We start from the raw sequence: 16483 nt of genomic DNA on the forward strand, positions 1-16483 counted from the left end.
GACGAGACGCGAGGGAACGCCCATTACGGGAGAACCGCATTTGATCGCCGGCTGGCTGTTGCTGCTCGTGTCGCTGCTCTACGTAGGCCTGTTGTTCGTAGTGGCCTACGCCGGCGACCGGCGACCGCTGTACCCGCGACAACCCCGCTTGCGTCCGATCGTCTACAGCCTTGCGCTGGCGGTGTACTGCTCCTCCTGGACGTTCTATGGCGCCGTGGGCACGGCAGCGCGCGAAGGCCTCGCCTACCTGCCGATCTATCTCGGTCCGGCGCTGCTGTTCGTATTCGGCTTCGGCCTGATGCGTCGCCTGACGTTGATAGCGCGGCAACGCAATATCACGTCGATTGCGGACTTCATCGGCGCGCGTTTTGGCAAATCACATGGTCTGGCAGCTGCGGTGGCATTGATCGCCGTGATCGCGGTGGTGCCGTATCTGGCCTTGCAGTTCAAAGCCGTATCCATGTCGTATGCCGCGCTGGGCGGTGGCGCCGCGCAATTCGGCGACAGCGCGATGTGGTGCGCGATTTTGCTGGCGACATTCGCGATTCTGTTCGGTACGCGCACCATCGACGCGACCGAACACCATCACGGCATGATGCTGGCGATCGCGCTCGAATCGCTGATCAAGCTGGCTACCTTTGTCGCTCTGGCCATCTATGCGCTCTGGCACGGACCGGGTATCGAAGCCACCGTGCAGCTACCGGTGAAACAGTACGCACAAGGTATCTCCCCTGGCTTCCTTGCGCAGACGCTGCTCGCGTTCTGCGCCATGTTCTGTCTGCCGCGGCAATTCCAGATCGGCGTAGTGGAGTGCGAGGATCCGAACGACCTATACCGCGCCCGCTGGATGTTTCCCCTCTACATGCTGATCGTCAGCGTGGCGGTGATACCCATCGTCGCTGCAGGCTTGCACGTGCCCACAGTGGCGAATGGCAACGCCGATGCGTGGGTGCTGAACCTGCCATTGGCCCATGGCGATAGCGGCATGGCGCTCATCGCTTTCATCGGCGGCTTCTCCGCGGCGACCGGCATGGTGATCGTCGCATCCGTCGCGCTGTCTACGATGATCAGCAACGACCTGGTCATGCCGGCGCTGTTGCGTATTCATCGGTTGCGGCTGGAGCAGCGCAGCGACCTCTCGCAGCTGGTACTGCTGGTTCGCCGCATCGCCATCGTCGCCCTGGCCTGCATGGCCTACATCTACTACCGAGTCGTGGCGGATACCGCGAATCTCGCGGCAACGGGCTTGCTCGCCTTCGCCGCTGTCGCGCAGTTCGCGCCTGCTATCGTCTCGGCGCTGTACTGGCGCGGTGCCAGTCGCCGCGGCGTAGCCACGGGTTTGCTCGTGGGTTTCGGCGTGTGGGCCTACACCCTGCTGCTGCCCGCCATGCGACCCACCGCAGGCTGGCTGCAGGATGGGCCGCTGAGTCTGAGTTGGCTGAGGCCGCAGGCGCTGTTTCATCTGAGCGGCTGGGATCCGGTCATGCATGGCACCTTCTGGTCCCTGCTGGCGAATGTGGGCTGCCTCCTCTTCATCTCGCTGCGTTTCCGTCCCAGCTTGGAAGAACGCCTGCACGCCGCGATGTTCATCGAGCCCTATGCGGTGGATCGCAGCGGTGCCAGTGACTGGCGCGGCCGCGTCATGGTCGGTGATCTGCGTACCATCGCCGAACGCATCGTGGGAGAACGCAGCAGTCAACGCGCCTTTGAGGAGTACGGTGAGCGCAGGGGAAGTCCGCTGCAGCCCGGTGAATCGGCCGACCGCGCAATGATTCAATACACCGAGCGCCTGCTTGCTTCGGCAGTGGGTGCAGCGAGCGCCCGGCGTATCCTGATGGGTGCGCTATCCGGCTCGGGGCTGGATATCGCCGAAGCGATGGCCTTGATGGACGAGGCCTCGCAGGAGTTGCGCTTCAACCGCGAACTGCTCTCCACCACACTCGAAAACGTCTCGCAGGGCATCAGTGTGGTGGATGCAGGCATGCGTCTTGTGGCGTGGAACCGCCGCTATCTGGAACTGTTCGATTATCCCGATGGCATGGTCTACGTTGGCGTGCCGGTCGCCGACCTGATCCGCTGGAACGCCGAACACGGTGAATGCGGCCCGGGCGAAGTCGAGGCGCACGTGGCCAAGCGCATCGGCTACATGCGCGCCGGTTCACCGCATCTGTTCCAGCGCATCCGCCCCGATGGCACGGTCATCGAAATGCGTGGCCGCGCGCTGCCAGGCGGCGGCTACGTCACCACGTACACCGATGTGACCGCGTACAAACACGCCGAACAGGCGCTGATCGAAGCTAATGAAACGCTGGAACAACGCGTCGATCAACGCACGGCCGAACTGAGTGAAGCCCTTACTGCCACCGCGCATGCCCGGCGCGAGGCGGAAGCCGCCAACGTTTCCAAGACGCGCTTCCTTGCCGCGGCAAGCCACGATCTCCTGCAGCCGCTGAACGCAGCACGATTGTTCACCTCGGCACTACGGCAGCATCCCGGCCTGGATCAGGAAGCCGGACAGCTGGCAGAACGCATCGACGCTTCGTTCCGCGCAGCCGAAGATCTGCTGGATGCGTTGCTCGACACATCGCGTCTCGATACGGGCAGCTATCGCCCTGATATCGGAAGCTTCGCGCTCTCCGATCTGTTCGACTCACTCAAAGCACAGTTCGCGGTCGTGGCTGAAAAACGCGACCTGAATCTGCGCATCACCCCAACCAAGCTCGCCGTACGTAGCGATCCGCAACTGCTGCGCCGCATCCTGCAAAACTTTGTCTCCAACGCGCTGCGCTATACCCAGCATGGTGGTGTTTTGCTCGGAGCACGCCGTGTTGGAGATGAAGTGCGTATCGAAGTATGGGATACCGGTCCAGGCATCGCCGAGGAACAGCGCGCGCGGATCTTCGATGAATTCCAGCGCCTGGATCGTCCATCGCCCTGGGGCGAGAAGGGCCTTGGCCTGGGTCTTTCAATCTGCGATCGCATCGCGCACATTCTCAATCATCGCCTGGAGCTCGAGTCGCGCGTCGGACGCGGCAGCCGCTTCGCCGTCGTCGCTCCGCGCGTGGCGGCCGTGGCGCCGCGGCGTCGCACTGTCACCCCGCCGGCATCGACCGAGCAACTTCCGCTCGTCGTGCTTTGCCTGGACAACGATGCAGCGATCCTCGATGGCATGCGCGCGTTGTTGCAACGCTGGGGCGTCGACTGCCGCCTCGCGCTGGATGTTCAGCAGGCACAGGACGAGCTGAAGAAAGGCGGCATCGACCTCATCCTTGCCGACTACCATCTCAGCGACGACATGAATGGTCTGCAGGCTCTGCAGTACTTGCGCGGCGTGGTCGGCGAGTTGCCGCCAGTAGCAATGATCACCGCAGACGGCAGCAGCGAATTGAAGCAGCGCGCGCGGTTGCTCGGCTATCCCCTGCTGCACAAACCGGTTCGGCCGGCCGCATTGCGTGCACTGCTCTCCGCGCGCCTGCGCAAGCAAACCACCGCATAGAAGCGCTTCTTAGTCTTCGTCGTCGGGCAACGGTTGCAATGCGGTGGGATCGACCGCGAGCTGACTGGCGGCAAGCGCGACCTGCGTGCGGTTGTTCACACCGAGCTTGCGCATGATCGCGGTCATATGCGCTTTCACCGTAGCCTCGGATACGCCGAGGTCATAGGCGATCTGCTTGTTGAGCAGGCCTTCCGCGATCATGGTCAATACGCGGAATTGCTGCGGCGTCAGCGACGCCACGCGCGCGGCGATTTCCTCTTCATCCGCTTTGAGCCCGGTACCGCCATCGCCGATCAAGGCATGGGGCAACCAGACGTCGCCATCGAGCACGGTGCGTATGGCCTGCACGATCTCGTCGCTGGAACTCGATTTCGGGATATACGCCAGAGCGCCGTGGGCAAGTGCGCGCCGCGCCACCTGCGCCTCCTCATGACCCGACACTACGATGGTGGGCAGCCCCGGATACTGGCCGCGAATATGCGCGAGCGCGGAGTAGCCGCGCGCACCCGGCATATGCAGGTCGAGCAGCAGCAAGTCGGCTTCGGGGTATTGCTCCACCAGAGCCAGCAGGCTGTGCACGCTGTCCGCGCAATGCACCTTCGCCTGCGGCAACGCACTGAGTACCGCGCGTTGCAGGGCGTCGCGGAACAGTGGGTGGTCGTCGGCGATCAGTACATCAGACATGGAAGCCTTCGAGTTGGAGGTAGGAGCGCACCTTTTGCGCGACCGGCGTGCGAAGAGCATCGCGCACAGGGTGCGCTCCTACGTGTGATCACTTGATCAGGCGTTCGTCGACCAGGTTCTTCACCACACCCGGATCGGCGAGCGTTGAAATGTCACCAAGCTGGTCAGGCAGGTTCTCGCCAATCTTGCGCAGGATACGGCGCATGATCTTGCCCGAGCGCGTCTTCGGCAGACCCGGCGCCCACTGCAGATAATCCGGCGTGGCGATCGGACCGATTTCCTTGCGCACCCACGCGATCAACTCCTTGCGCAACTCGTCGCTGCCTTGCTCGCCGGCGATCAGCGTGACATAGGCATAGATGCCCTGGCCCTTGATCTCATGCGGGCAACCGACCACCGCGGCTTCGGCGACTTTCGGATGCGCCACCAGCGCACTCTCCACCTCGGCAGTGCCGATGCGATGGCCGCTGACATTGATCACGTCATCCACGCGACCCGTGATCCAGTAGTAACCATCTTCGTCGCGACGCACACCGTCGCCAGTGAAGTAGTTGCCGGGGTAGGCGGTGAAATAAGTCTCGATAAAACGCTGGTGATCGCCGTAGACCGTGCGCATCTGGCCCGGCCAGGAATCGGTGATGACCAGATTGCCTTCGGTAGCGCCTTCCAGCACCGCGCCACCGGCATCGACCACCGCCGGCTTGATGCCGAAGAATGGCTTGGTGGCGGAGCCGGGCTTGGCATCGATGGCGCCGGCCAGCGGCGTGATCAGAATGCCGCCGGTTTCGGTCTGCCACCAGGTATCCACGATGGGACAACGCTCATCGCCCACCACGCGGTAGTACCACTCCCATGCTTCCGGGTTGATCGGCTCACCGACCGAACCGAGCAGGCGCAGGCTGGCGCGCGAGCACTTCTTCACCGGTGCCTCGCCTTCGCGCATCAGCGCGCGGATCGCGGTGGGCGCGGTGTAGAACAGCGAGACCTTGTGCTTGTCCACCACCTGCCAGAAACGGCTGGTGTCCGGATAGTTCGGCACGCCATCGAACATCACCGTGGTCGCGCCGTTCGCCAGAGGGCCGTACACCACATAGCTATGGCCGGTGACCCAGCCCACGTCGGCGGTGCACCAGTACACATCGTCCTCGCGCAGGTCGAACACCAGCTCGTGCGTGTAGCTGGCGTAGACCAGATAGCCGCCCGAGGTGTGCAACACACCCTTCGGCTTGCCGGTGGAACCAGAGGTGTAGAGGATGAACAACGGGTGCTCGGCTTCCACCGGCGTGGGCGGGCAGTCGGCCGACTGGCCTTCCATCAGCGTGTGGTAGTAGCGGTCGCGTGGCGACTGCATCGGTACGGCGCTGCCGGTGCGGCGCACCACGATCACGGTTTCCACGCTGTTGGTGCCGGGGCGCTCCAGGGCCGCGTCCACGTTGGTCTTGAGCGGGATCTTCTTGCCGCCGCGCAAACCTTCGTCGGCAGTCACCACGACTCTGGCCGTGGAGTCGGCGATGCGGCCGGCCAGCGAATCCGGCGAGAAACCGCCGAACACGACCGAGTGGACCGCGCCGATGCGCGCGCAGGCCAGCATCGCCACCGCCGCTTCCGGGATCATCGGCATATAGATGGCCACGCGATCGCCCTTGGTCACGCCGAGGTTCTTCAGCGTGTTGGCGAACTTGCACACTTCCGCGTGCAGCTGGCGATAAGTGATGTGGCGCGATTCGCCCGGGTCGTCACCCTCGAAAATGATCGCGGTCTTGTCGCCCCGCGTGGCCAGGTGCCGGTCCAGGCAATTGGCGGAGACGTTGAGCTCGCCATCCTCGTACCAGCGGATATGCAGGTCCCTGGGATTGAAGGAGACATTCTTGATCTTGCTCGGCGCCTTGCTCCAGTCCAGCCGCTTACCGATGCCACCCCAGAAGGCTTCCGGATCACGGACGGATTCCGCATACAGCCGTTCGTAATCGTCCTTGCGGACATGCGCCTTGGCGGCGAACTCGGGCTTGACGGGGTAGAGCTTGGACATGGTGGGCTCCTGCTGGCCGGCCATCCGGCTGCCGTGGTCGTTGAATGCCGCGGCAAAACCCTTTGCCAGGCGACGTGACCACCGAGTGTAGCGAAAGCCCGGCAAACCCGATGCGGAGGCCGCGCTTCGACTTTGGTCGAGGTTCGACCAATGGGGAATAGGCGTCCGCAACGCAGCATCACCATGCTCCGCCGAGGCTATAGCCTGGGGAGGCAAGACCATGGTCCACACACGTTTCGGTAATCGCCACACGGCGATCGTTCTGGGCGTCGCCGCGGCATTGGCGCTGCCCATGGGTGCCCACGCCGCGCAAAAAACCAAGACAACGGCAACGCAGAGCACTCGCGAGAAGCAGCTCGAATCACGCGTGACCCAGCTGGAACAGGAGCTGGCCGAACTCAAGAGCATGATCCAGGAGCAGAAGGCGGCCACCACACAGGCCACCCAAACGGCTCAAACCGCTCAGGCCACCGCCGAAGCGACCTCCGTCAAGGTAGCGGCGGCTAAGACGGCCGTGGAAGCCAAGCCCACGTTCACCACTGCGCCGGGCGTGTCCGTCGCGTTCCATGGCTTCATCAATGCCACCGCATTTGGCCAGGACAAGACCTTCACCTACGGCAACGGCCAGAACGCCGAGGTGCCCGCCGTACCGGCCAAGGCCAACTCCGGCTCCCTCAGCGGTGTCGATGTGCGCAATACGCGTTTCTGGCTCGACTTCACCGGCGCCAAGTTCAACGAGAACTGGGGCGGCGGCGGTCGTATAGAGATGGACTTCTTCGGTGGCTTCAACGGCACCGGCGCCTATGCGCAGCAGCAGCCCATCCCGCGCCTGCGCCAAGCCTATATGGACCTGACCAACCCGAACACGGGCAGTACCATTCGCATCGGCCAGCAGTGGGATCTGATGTTCCCGCTGGAGAACGTACCCACCTCGCTCTCGCACATCGCCTTCCCGCTGGGCTTCGGTTCCGGCTTAATCGGCTGGCGCTATCCGGGCGTGGTGTGGATGCAGGATCTCAATCACGGTTCCGACGGTCCTAAGTGGCGGTTGGATGTCGGTGCGTTCGAGGGTAACTGGAGCGGCCCGAATCCCACCGGCGGCACCAACACCATCAACTACCTGACCGCCGGCAATGCACACTTCCAGCCGCAGGTCGAAGCGCGCCTGCGTGTGGCGGACAAGAACTGGCTGGCGTACTTCGTGGCGCACTATGCCTCGCTCGATCTCAAGGGCGTGAACAACTCCTTCCCGACGCCGATCAAGGACAGCATCAAGAGCGTCGGCTACGAAGTGGGCGGCCAGTGGAAGCCCGGACCCTGGACGTTCAAGGGCCTGGTCTATGCGGGCAACGCCCTGGGCCAGATCTTCGGCGCCATGTCGCAGTTCGGCGACATCAGCGAGACGGGCGGTTTCCTGCAGGCGGGCTACAACTTCACGCCGAAGTGGAGCGTCAACGCGTTCTACTCACTGACCAAACCGAACCGCAACGACGTGGTGCGCTGGGTCGCCACCACGCCGACCTCCAATGCTTTGCTGAAGGACCAGCAGGCGGCACTGAGCCTGCAGTACGCATCCGGCGCCTACGAACTGGGCATCGAATGGATGTACGACGTCCTCAATTACCAGACCGGCCCTACCGGCGAGCGCAAGAGCCTCAACGGCAACCAGGTCAGTCTCAACGCGCTGTACAAGTTCTGAGTTAACGCGGCGGTACACGGGGTGTGCCGCCGCTTTTCGTTTCAGGGACGAGCGCGTCTCCTGCCGCGCACGCCTTTGCCGGCGTCAGGCAGTCTCACCATCAGTAGGGGAGCATCATGGCTACAACTGCAACGGACGCCCGCGGCTCGCTCGACGTCAGCCACCGAAGGGTCGTGCTGGCCTCCAGCCTCGGCACTGTCTTCGAGTGGTATGACTTCTATTTGTACGGTTCGCTCGCCGTACTGATCGGCAAGCACTTCTTCTCGGGCCTCAACGAAACCAGCGGTTTCATCTTTGCGCTGCTGGCGTTTGCCGCGGGTTTTGCGGTGCGTCCGTTCGGCGCCATCGTGTTCGGCCGGCTGGGCGATTTGATCGGCCGCAAATACACCTTCCTGATCACCATCATCATCATGGGCTTGTCGACCTTCCTGGTCGGCGTGCTGCCCAGCTACGCATCGGTAGGCATGATTGCGCCGGTGCTGCTGATCGCGTTGCGCCTGCTGCAGGGACTCGCGCTCGGTGGCGAATACGGCGGCGCGGCAACCTACGTGGCCGAGCATGCGCCAGAGGGCAAGCGTGGCCTGTACACCAGCTTCATCCAGATCACGGCGACCTTCGGACTGTTCCTGTCGCTGCTGGTGATCCTGGGTACGCGACTGAGCCTGGGCGATGCGAGCTTCGAGGCATGGGGCTGGCGCATTCCCTTCCTGATTTCTTCGGTGCTGGTGGCGGTGTCGGTGTACATCCGCATGCAGCTGCAGGAATCGCCGGTGTTCCAGCAGATGAAGGCTGAGGGTAAGCAGTCCAAGGCGCCGTTGACTGAAGCCTTCGGCCAGTGGAAGAACCTCAAGCTGGTAATTCTCGCCCTGCTCGGTGCCACCGCCGGTCAGGCGGTGGTGTGGTACACGGGCCAGTTCTACGCGCTGTACTTCCTCACGCAGAGCCTGAAGATCGACGCTACTACGGCGAACCTGCTGATCGCCGCCGCGCTCCTGATCGGCACGCCGTTCTTCGTGTTCTTCGGCTGGCTGTCGGATCGCATCGGCCGCAAACCGATCGTGCTCGCCGGCTGCCTGATCGCGGCACTCACCTACTTCCCGATCTTCAAAGGCATCACCCACTTCGGTAATCCGGCGATCGAGAGCGCCGCCGCGACGGCGGCGGTCACGGTAATCGCCGATCCGAACAAGTGCAGCTTCCAGTTCGATCCGGTGGGCAAGAGCAAATTCACCAGCTCCTGCGACGTTGCGAAAACCATCTTGGCGAAGCGGGGTATTCCGTACAAGAACGAAGCCGCGCCGATCGGCACCGTTGCCCAGGTGAAAGTCGGCGACCGCGTGCTCGATTCGTTTGAAGGTGGTGCGCTCGATAGCGCCGCGTTTGCAGCCCAGAGCAAGACCTTCGGCGCCACTGTGAGCGCCGCCTTGAAGGAAGCCGGCTACCCGGAGAAGGCCGACCCTGCCCAGTCGAACTACCCGATGCTGGTCGTGCTGCTGGCGATCCTGGTGCTCTACGTCACTATGGTCTACGGCCCCATTGCCGCGTGGCTGGTGGAAATGTTCCCCACCCGTATCCGCTACACCTCGATGAGCCTGCCGTATCACATCGGCAACGGCTGGTTCGGCGGTTTCGTGCCCACCATCGGCTTCATGCTGGTCGCGTGGAAGGGCGATATCTACTACGGGTTGTGGTACCCGATCATTGTCGCCATCGGCACGTTCTTTATCGGCCTGCTGTTCCTGCGCGAAACCAAGGATGTGAATATCCGACAGTGACACTGTGGCCGACAGGTCCGCGACAAAACGCAGCTTCGGCTGCGTTTTGTTTTTTAGCGGTGCTGATCGTTCAACGGCGGCTTGCCTTCGCGCAGCTGGCGCATGTCGTATTCCGACAGCGTTTCGCTTCGCGAGCCCGCGTTGATCCGTGAATCGGCGAAAGCCAGCACGGTCGCAAATGCTCCTATGACGCTGACGAGCAGCCACCAACCCATGGCGCCGCCGCTATGCCGGGTGAAACACAGGATCAGTGCGAATAGGGTGCCGGTCAGAAACAGCCAACGCATGGGTGCCTCGCAATACGGTTGGACGACGGAACGGAGCGGATCATAAGCCGTTCCGGAACCGCCGTATTGCCGGATTCTGCACAAACCTCATACGACATGGCGGCGTAAGATCGCGCGACCGGATAAGGGACTCGCCGATGCAGGAAACCTCCCGCTCGCCCGATACATCCACCCCGGCCGGCTGGTTATGGCGCGCCGTGCGCTGGTGCATCACTGCCTTTGCGTTGCTGCTCGACCATCTCAAGCCGGTACGGGTATCTCTGCTGATCATCGCCTTCGGCGCCATCATGGCGCTCGGGGTGGATCAGGTGGCGGAGCTGTTCCTCATCGCGGTCTGGACCGACCCCAGCACCGGCCGCTACCTGGGGTTGCTGGCAAGCAGCGCCGTGGCAGGCATGGCGATCTGGTACGGCGCGCGCAATGCGTACCGGCTGATCTATCCGCGCTGGCCGGCCCTCCAGGATCCGCGCGGTGAAGGCTTGCGCAACTGGCTGCCGCGGCTATTCGGCGCGGCGATTCCGTTGCTGGTGCTGCTTGGTTACGTGGTGTCCTTGAACACCGTGCCGCACGGGCCGTGCGGGGTCACGGCGGACTGCCAGCAGCGCGTCTGGCGCGCGGTCGGTCTGCTGATCGAATCCCTGTTGATGGTGGCGTTCTTCGTCACGCGCCGCCGTCTGTTGAATGCATTGCCGTCGCGCGAAGCCAAACCGGTATGTCTGCAGCCTTCGAGCGAGCAGCGATTGACGCGCGTGCGAGAGCTGGGTGCTCCGGTACTGCGCTGGTATATGGCCGTCATCGCGCTGAACATCGTCGCCACCGTGCTGATCGCATGGTGGCCCGAAGCGCTGGACGGTATCGGCCCACTGGCGATCCTGCTGATCGCGGCGGCTTTCTTCTGTTTCAGCGGCGGACTGCTGTGCATGTTCGCCGATCGGCGCGGATGGCCTTTGCTGAGTACCTTGCTGCTGGCCAGCGGCCTGTTTCATGTGCTGCATCTCAACGACAACCACCGCGTGCGGCAGTACCCGGCGATGAGTACGCATCAGGCGCCGGCCGCAGCACCGGTGGAGTCGCGGCCCAGCTTCGAAGCCTATGCAAACGCGTGGCTGGAGGATCGTTGCGCCAACCGTCCGACGTGTCCGGTGATCGTGGTCTCCGCGGAAGGCGGCGGCATTCGCGGCGCGGCGTGGACGGCATTGGTGCTTGCGCGGCTGACCGAACAGGTCAGGCCATCCGGTTCAAACGAGTCCACGTTCGCGCGCTATCTGTTCGCAGGCAGCGGTGTATCCGGCGGCAGTCTTGGCCTGGCGACTTATGCGGCGCTGCTGCGTCAGCCGGGCGGATCGATGGAAGCGCGCACGGGACAGCTATTGAGCCACGACTTCCTCGCACCGACCCTCGCCAACATGTTCTTCGTGGACTTCACGCAGCGCTGGTTGCCGGGTGCATGGTTCGACGACCGTTCGCGCGCACTGACCCGCGCCTGGGAACGCGCCGCACGCCGGCAGGGTGCGCCTGCGATGGCGCAGCCGTTTGCCGATCTTTATCGGCATGCGGATGGCAGTGCGGATACTTCGATACCAGCGCTCTTCCTCAATAGCACCACCGTGGCCGAGGGACGCCGTTTCATCCAGCATCCGTTCCGCCCGATGGCTTCGTTGCAGCAGCAGCCATGGACGGCCGCGTTCGACGGCTCTGTCTGGCTCGATCCGCGCGTGCCGCTGAGCGAGGCGGTACTCAACAGTGCGCGCTTCACCTACGTCAGTCCCGCCGGCACGTTGGAAAACACACCGGCGCCGGGCGTCACGCCGCCCGTCCCCACGCGCCTGCAGTTGGTCGATGGCGGCTACTTCGAAAACTCGGGTACGACCACCTTGCTGGAAGTGATGACGCGGCTGCGCACCGTGGCGGAGCAGCGGCATCAGTCGCTGCGCTTCATCGTGCTGCACATCAGCAACGACCCGGAAATGCCGGACTTCATCGATCGACACGATCCCGGGCATCCACTGCCGTTGTATTCGGCGTCCTGCCAGAAACCGGATACATCGAATCCAAGCCTCAGCGGCGAAGTCGCCGCGCCGGTCAAGGCATTGCTGGACACACGCAGTGCGCGCGGCGACTACGCGCGCGTGCAATTGCTGCGCACGCTGCATACCAGCGACAGCGATCCCGCCGGCGGCGACATGCTGTGGCATTTCCGCCTGTGCCCCGGCGAGTATCCGATTCCGCTCGGCTGGACCATTTCGCCGCCGGTATTCACGGAACTGGGACGACAGCTGCAACAGAACTATCCGCTGGCGCGCATGACGCAGGCATTGGATGAGCAGTTGGGGCCACCGGGTTCCTAGTGTCGCGCCAACTGAGACATGCCCGGCGCAGACTATCTTCATGTCCGAATTCCCCTATCCCGTGCAGGCCTTCAAGGGCCGCGGTGCCGCCTCCAATCCGGAGGGCCGCTTCGAAACCATCCGCCATCATGCGGAAGACGACGGCTGGCAGCACGCCATGCTGGACGAGGAACGCCCCCGGCCGCAGACCGTCGTCACCGAGGAACGCGCGCGCAGTGTGATCACGCGCAACGACTCGCCGGACATCGCCTTCGAGCAGGCACTCAACCCTTATCGTGGTTGCGAACACGGGTGCATCTATTGCTTCGCGCGGCCGTCGCACAGCTATCTCAATCTCTCGCCGGGCCTGGATTTCGAAACCAAGCTGCGTGCGAAAAGCAATCTCGCCGAAGTGCTGCGCCATGAGTTGTCCAAGCGCAACTACGTACCTAAGCCAATCAATATCGGCAGCAATACCGATCCGTACCAACCGATAGAAAAACGCTACCGCATCACCCGCGCCGCGCTCGAGGTTCTGGCCGAGTGCCACCATCCGTGCACCATCGTCACCAAGAACGCCATGGTGGAACGCGACATCGACCTGCTCGCGCCGATGGCGCGCGAAGGCCTGGTGCAAGTGTTCGTTTCGGTCAACTCGCTGGACAACCACCTCGCCGCGAAACTGGAGCCGCGCGCCAGCGCACCGCACCGACGCATCCAGGCTGTCCGCGCACTGGCGGAAGCGGGCATATCGGTTGGCGTGCTGGTAGCGCCGATCATTCCCGCGCTCAACGATCGCGATATGGAGGCCGTGCTGGATCAGGCGGCGGATGCAGGCGCGCGCTGCGCGGGCTACACCGTGCTGCGCCTTCCCTACGAGCTCAAGCAGCTGTTCCGCGAATGGCTGGCGCTGCACGCACCGCAGCGCGCCGATCACGTCATGAGCCTGGTGCAGCAGATGAACGGCGGCCGCGACTACGACAGCAACTTCGCCACGCGCATGCGCGGGCAGGGTGTGTTCGCAGAGCTGCTACGTAAGCGCTTTGAAGTGGCGTGTCGCAAACATGGCTTTGGCCGGGCGCGTGAGCTGAAACTGGATGTCTCGCGCTTTGTGCCGCCGCGCGAAACGTCGCCGCAGGGACAATTGTTCTAAGCGAAAGCGCTGGGGATTAGCGCGAAGCTGGGGTTTGCCCTAGGTGTACGCGGCACGGCGTGGGGCTATGGTCGGAGGCCCATCCCCCTACCATGAGGTATCCGATCATGGTCGCCCCGCTCAACGCCGTTTCCAGTCTTGCCTATCTCCGCCCGATCGATGACGGCGGTTCATCCGACGTGTCGACGACTGACGCCGCCATCGCCAAGTACACCACCGACGTGAACAATCACGAGAGCCCGGCAGTGATCAATGCGGATCGCCAGGCCATCGAAACCGCCGTCAACGCCGAGATCGGCGACCAGATCGCCGGCTTGCCCATCCGTAACAAGACCGAACGCGAGCCGACCATCCAGCAGCTTGTCGACAGCTACGGCAAGTCGATCCTCGACCGCCACGAACGCGACCCGGCCATCACCAAGGAAGTGGTCGAGGGCGCCATTGGCGACTACAGGCAGCAGGCCACCACGTGGACGCCTGAAGACCGCAGCAAGATCGACGCCTACATCAAAGGGGCGATGGATCGCCACGGCGGCGATATCCAGAAGGCGTTCGAGGATCTGCGTGACCAGCGCTGGACGCCGTCGCATTTCTACGACTCGAATCTGGCGATCGCCGCGGACTACCTGCGCGCGCGCTGGGAGACGCAGAAATACAATAATCAGGTTGCCGACATCGAAGTGGGCATGTATCTCGACAAGAAGAAAAAGAACGAGATTCCGCAGAACGGCCCTGGCCCGGTGTCGCAGTACTCGTCGCTGCAAGAGGAGTACATGTACAAGGGTGTCGAGGACCAATGGAACACGCTGCACTGGTGGGAGCAGATGTTCCTGAGCGACTCCTCGACCACGATCGGCGGGCTTGCCGCCGCAGCATTCGAGAACGATATTTCCTGAGCGCGTCTTGCTCCGCCTGCTTCCGCATTCAGCGGTAGCAGGCGGTTTGCCGGGCAACACTATGGCGAAGGCGGCAGATACTTCTGGAACCAGTTCAGCGCACTCTGCAGTACGTCGCGCTGATGCGCCGGATCGACGAAGCGATGGCCTTCGTTGGGGTAGATCACCAGCGATGTAGGTACGTTCTGCGCGCGCAGTGCGTGCCAGAACTCCAGCGACTGCGCGGCCGGACATTCCGCATCGCGGTCGCCCACGACAACGAGCGTCGGTGTCTTGGCCTGCTTGATGAAGTTGATCGCCGAGCTCTTGGCGTAGGCCGCGGGGTCGTCGTAAACGGAGGCGCCGAAGTACGGCAGCATCCATTGGTCGATCAGGTTCTGCCCGTAGTAACTCTGCCAATTGCCGATGCCGGCGCCGGCGACCACGGCCTTGAAGCGCTGGGTCTGGGTCGGCGCGAACATGCTCATGAAGCCACCATAGCTCCAACCGGTGAGGCCGAGGCGCTTGTCGTCCACCGGCAGTTTCTTCTCGATGGCATCGATGCCGGCAAGCGTGTCGCGCAGATCGCCGTAGCCAAAGTCCTTGCGGTTGGCCTGCACGAAGGCTTCGCCCTGGCCATAGCTGCCGCGTGGATTGGGCATGAACACGAAATAGCCGAGCGCGGCGAACGGCGCACCGCCGTAGCCCACGCCGGGCCAACGCGGAATCACCGCGCTCGCCGGACCGCCGTGGACATTCACCACCATCGGATAGGTCTTGGCCGGATCGTAGTTGGCGGGATAGATCAGCCAGCCTTGCACATGCAGGCCTTGGTTTTCCCATTCCACCGATTCGGTACGACCCCAGGAAGGCTTGAGCGCGGCATTGAAATGCGTGACGGCCGGTGGCGGCGTGCTGCCCAGCGGACCGGCGTGCACTTCAGGCGCGGCATCGAACGAACTCTGCACGAAGGCGACGCGCGAATGGTCATCGGACACCGAAAGCGCCATCGCTTCCTCGCCCGCGCCGATGCTCGCCGGCACGGTGAACAAGGTGCGGCCCAGCTTGGCCGCGTTGCCGCTGATGGCGTACTCCGCCACTTCGCTCTGACCATGGCGGATCTGGCTGACCAGTAGTTGCTGCGCACCGGTCCAGCTCAGCCACACCGGCGTGACATGGGTCCCCGGCGTGAGGTTGACCGGCTCGCCGCCGCTGGTAGCGACGCTGTAGATATCGCCGCCGGTCGCGCCCTGGTCGCTCATCAGGCCGCCGATGAAAGCGATGCGGCTGCCATCGGGCGACCAGCGCGGTAGCGCGATCTGCAGGCCGTGCAGGCTGCCCTTGGTGATCGCCGGATCGACCGTCACCGTGGCGTTGGCGCCGCTCTGCGCATCCTGGATCAGCAGTTTGGCGATCCACCAATTGTTGTCGCCCGGCGGCGGTGCGGCGACATAAGCGATGCGCCGCGCATCCGGCGACCAGGCGAATTCATAGACATGACGGCTGGTCGGTGTGAGCAGACGCACCGCGCCGCCCGCGGCATCGACGGCGGCGACGCGCTGCACTTCCACTCCATCCACGCCGATTTCGCCGGCTGCCGGTTTCGCGGCCGCGAGTGCGCTGGATCGGCGCGTGGCGTTCTCCACGTACAGAAAGCCGAGTGTGTGGCCATCGGGCGACCAGGTCAGGTCCTGCGCCAACCCCTGCAATGGCACCAACTTCTTCGGCGCTTCATTGCTGCGGGTATCGGCAATGAAAATGTCCTTGCGCCGACTCGCGTTGCCGCAATCGGAAAGAAAGGCGAGGTGCTGCGAATCCGGCGACCAGGCGATGTCGCTGGAGCTGCACGTGCCTGGTGCGGCGCTGCCGATGCGATGGGGATTGCTACCATCGATCTTTGCCACCTCGATGCCCAGTTTGTTCCCGGTGCTGATCACCCAGGCCAGCTGCTGGCCGTCCGGCGAGAGCTGCGTTGCGCTGATCGAGCGGACCTTGGCCAGGTCGGCCAGCAACGCGCTAATGCGGGGATCTGCGGGCGCCTTGTCGGCGAAGGCCATCGGCACAAAGGCCATCGCCAGGACAGGGAGCAGCAGTCGGGTGGTTTTCAACATGGAGGGTTCCGATACTTCGGTTAACCCATCAACGCTACCAGCCCGGT

At 63.6% G+C, this 16483-nt stretch carries 10 protein-coding genes; 6 read left to right on the plus strand and 4 right to left on the minus strand.

Annotated elements, in window-relative coordinates; genetic code table 11:
• Positions 1 to 40 precede the first annotated feature (40 nt).
• Positions 41 to 3496 carry a PAS domain-containing hybrid sensor histidine kinase/response regulator gene (locus tag ISS97_RS00495; protein WP_379987331.1) on the plus strand — a complete coding sequence of 1152 codons (3456 nt, stop codon included), beginning with the start codon at positions 41 to 43 and terminating at the stop codon, positions 3494 to 3496.
• Between the two features lie 9 nt (positions 3497 to 3505).
• On the opposite strand, the gene ISS97_RS00500 is transcribed toward ISS97_RS00495, so the two are convergent.
• Complete coding sequence (locus tag ISS97_RS00500) at positions 3506 to 4180, minus strand: response regulator transcription factor (protein ID WP_379987330.1); 675 nt, start codon at positions 4178 to 4180, stop codon at positions 3506 to 3508.
• An 88-nt stretch (positions 4181 to 4268) separates the two neighbouring features.
• A complete protein-coding gene (acs, locus tag ISS97_RS00505; RefSeq protein WP_379987329.1) occupies positions 4269 to 6209 on the minus strand; it encodes an acetate--CoA ligase in 1941 nt (646 codons plus the stop codon).
• Positions 6210 to 6429: 220 nt separating this feature from the next.
• Between acs and ISS97_RS00510 the strand changes: the two genes are divergently transcribed.
• Together ISS97_RS00510 and ISS97_RS00515 are read left to right on the plus strand one after the other, a co-directional pair.
• On the plus strand, positions 6430 to 7908 hold the full coding sequence (locus ISS97_RS00510) for a hypothetical protein (RefSeq protein ID WP_379987328.1): 1479 nt from the start codon (positions 6430 to 6432) through the stop codon (positions 7906 to 7908).
• A 116-nt stretch (positions 7909 to 8024) separates the two neighbouring features.
• Positions 8025 to 9683 carry an MFS transporter gene (locus ISS97_RS00515; protein WP_379987327.1) on the plus strand — a complete coding sequence of 553 codons (1659 nt, stop codon included), beginning with the start codon at positions 8025 to 8027 and terminating at the stop codon, positions 9681 to 9683.
• A 53-nt stretch (positions 9684 to 9736) separates the two neighbouring features.
• On the opposite strand, the gene ISS97_RS00520 is transcribed toward ISS97_RS00515, so the two are convergent.
• Complete coding sequence (locus tag ISS97_RS00520; RefSeq protein ID WP_379987326.1) at positions 9737 to 9970, minus strand: hypothetical protein; 234 nt, start codon at positions 9968 to 9970, stop codon at positions 9737 to 9739.
• Positions 9971 to 10107: 137 nt separating this feature from the next.
• On the opposite strand from ISS97_RS00520, the gene ISS97_RS00525 reads away from it, so the two are divergent.
• The 3 genes from ISS97_RS00525 to ISS97_RS00535 all read left to right on the plus strand — a co-directional run bounded on the left by ISS97_RS00525 (position 10108) and on the right by ISS97_RS00535 (position 14346).
• Positions 10108 to 12318, plus strand: coding sequence for a hypothetical protein (locus tag ISS97_RS00525; RefSeq protein ID WP_379987325.1), 2211 nt, complete (start codon positions 10108 to 10110; stop codon positions 12316 to 12318).
• Between the two features lie 40 nt (positions 12319 to 12358).
• Positions 12359 to 13450 (plus strand): PA0069 family radical SAM protein, encoded by a 1092-nt coding sequence (locus ISS97_RS00530; RefSeq protein WP_379987324.1) that lies wholly within the window; start codon positions 12359 to 12361, stop codon positions 13448 to 13450.
• A 107-nt stretch (positions 13451 to 13557) separates the two neighbouring features.
• Positions 13558 to 14346, plus strand: a complete 789-nt coding sequence (locus tag ISS97_RS00535; protein WP_379987323.1) for a hypothetical protein — start codon at positions 13558 to 13560, stop codon at positions 14344 to 14346.
• 59 nt (positions 14347 to 14405) lie between these two features.
• Here the strand turns inward: ISS97_RS00535 and ISS97_RS00540 are convergent, their stop codons facing one another.
• Positions 14406 to 16436: a S9 family peptidase gene (locus ISS97_RS00540; protein ID WP_379987322.1), complete on the minus strand. Its 2031-nt coding sequence runs from the start codon at positions 16434 to 16436 to the stop codon at positions 14406 to 14408.
• Between the last annotated feature and the right edge of the window lie 47 nt (positions 16437 to 16483).

Source organism: Dyella koreensis, from assembly GCF_044904565.1.
Lineage (GTDB): Bacteria > Pseudomonadota > Gammaproteobacteria > Xanthomonadales > Rhodanobacteraceae > Dyella_D > Dyella_D koreensis.